The organism is Pseudomonas sp. FW305-20 (genome assembly GCF_058788075.1).
Genome location: NZ_JBYTAJ010000069.1, coordinates 1 through 1,605, shown reverse-complemented (window position 1 = coordinate 1,605; position 1,605 = coordinate 1). Strand labels below are relative to the sequence as shown.

At 53.0% G+C, this 1,605-nt stretch carries 2 rRNA genes (1 of these 2 only partly in view); both read left to right on the top strand.

The features are described 5' to 3' along the window. A 23S ribosomal RNA gene (locus AC3WP4_RS28420) occupies positions 1 to 1,362 on the top strand; it begins 1,593 nt to the left of the window's first position. 172 nt (positions 1,363 to 1,534) lie between these two features. Beyond that, positions 1,535 to 1,605 (top strand): 5S ribosomal RNA (gene rrf, locus AC3WP4_RS28415); the annotation flags it as partial.

The window sequence follows — 1,605 nt, the reverse complement described above, 5'->3', positions numbered from 1 at the left end:
CACGAAGTGGTTGATGCCATGCTTCCAAGAAAAGCTTCTAAGCTTCAGGTAACCAGGAACCGTACCCCAAACCGACACAGGTGGTTGGGTAGAGAATACCAAGGCGCTTGAGAGAACTCGGGTGAAGGAACTAGGCAAAATGGCACCGTAACTTCGGGAGAAGGTGCGCCGGTGAGGGTGAAGCATTTACTGCGTAAGCCCATGCCGGTCGAAGATACCAGGCCGCTGCGACTGTTTATTAAAAACACAGCACTCTGCAAACACGAAAGTGGACGTATAGGGTGTGACGCCTGCCCGGTGCCGGAAGGTTAATTGATGGGGTTAGCTAACGCGAAGCTCTTGATCGAAGCCCCGGTAAACGGCGGCCGTAACTATAACGGTCCTAAGGTAGCGAAATTCCTTGTCGGGTAAGTTCCGACCTGCACGAATGGCGTAACGATGGCGGCGCTGTCTCCACCCGAGACTCAGTGAAATTGAAATCGCTGTGAAGATGCAGTGTATCCGCGGCTAGACGGAAAGACCCCGTGAACCTTTACTATAGCTTTGCACTGGACTTTGAATTTGCTTGTGTAGGATAGGTGGGAGGCTTTGAAGCGTGGACGCCAGTTCGCGTGGAGCCAACCTTGAAATACCACCCTGGCAACTTTGAGGTTCTAACTCAGGTCCGTTATCCGGATCGAGGACAGTGTATGGTGGGTAGTTTGACTGGGGCGGTCTCCTCCTAAAGAGTAACGGAGGAGTACGAAGGTGCGCTCAGACCGGTCGGAAATCGGTCGTAGAGTATAAAGGCAAAAGCGCGCTTGACTGCGAGACAGACACGTCGAGCAGGTACGAAAGTAGGTCTTAGTGATCCGGTGGTTCTGTATGGAAGGGCCATCGCTCAACGGATAAAAGGTACTCCGGGGATAACAGGCTGATACCGCCCAAGAGTTCATATCGACGGCGGTGTTTGGCACCTCGATGTCGGCTCATCACATCCTGGGGCTGAAGCCGGTCCCAAGGGTATGGCTGTTCGCCATTTAAAGTGGTACGCGAGCTGGGTTTAGAACGTCGTGAGACAGTTCGGTCCCTATCTGCCGTGGACGTTTGAGATTTGAGAGGGGCTGCTCCTAGTACGAGAGGACCGGAGTGGACGAACCTCTGGTGTTCCGGTTGTCACGCCAGTGGCATTGCCGGGTAGCTATGTTCGGAATAGATAACCGCTGAAAGCATCTAAGCGGGAAACTAGCCTCAAGATGAGATCTCACTGGGACCTTGAGTCCCCTGAAGGGCCGTCGAAGACTACGACGTTGATAGGTTGGGTGTGTAAGCGCTGTGAGGCGTTGAGCTAACCAATACTAATTGCCCGTGAGGCTTGACCATATAACACCCAAGCAATTTGCATGCTTCGAGCTGAAAGGCAAAGGGCACCAGATTGCGGTGTGTGAAGACGAAACGAACCGAAAGTTCGAGATACTCACAAAACACCTGGCTATCACATACCCATTCGCTGGAGCGTGAACCTGCAAAGGCCCACGACCTGGCTACCGAATTTCTTGACGACCATAGAGCATTGGAACCACCTGATCCCATCCCGAACTCAGCAGTGAAACGATGCATCGCCGA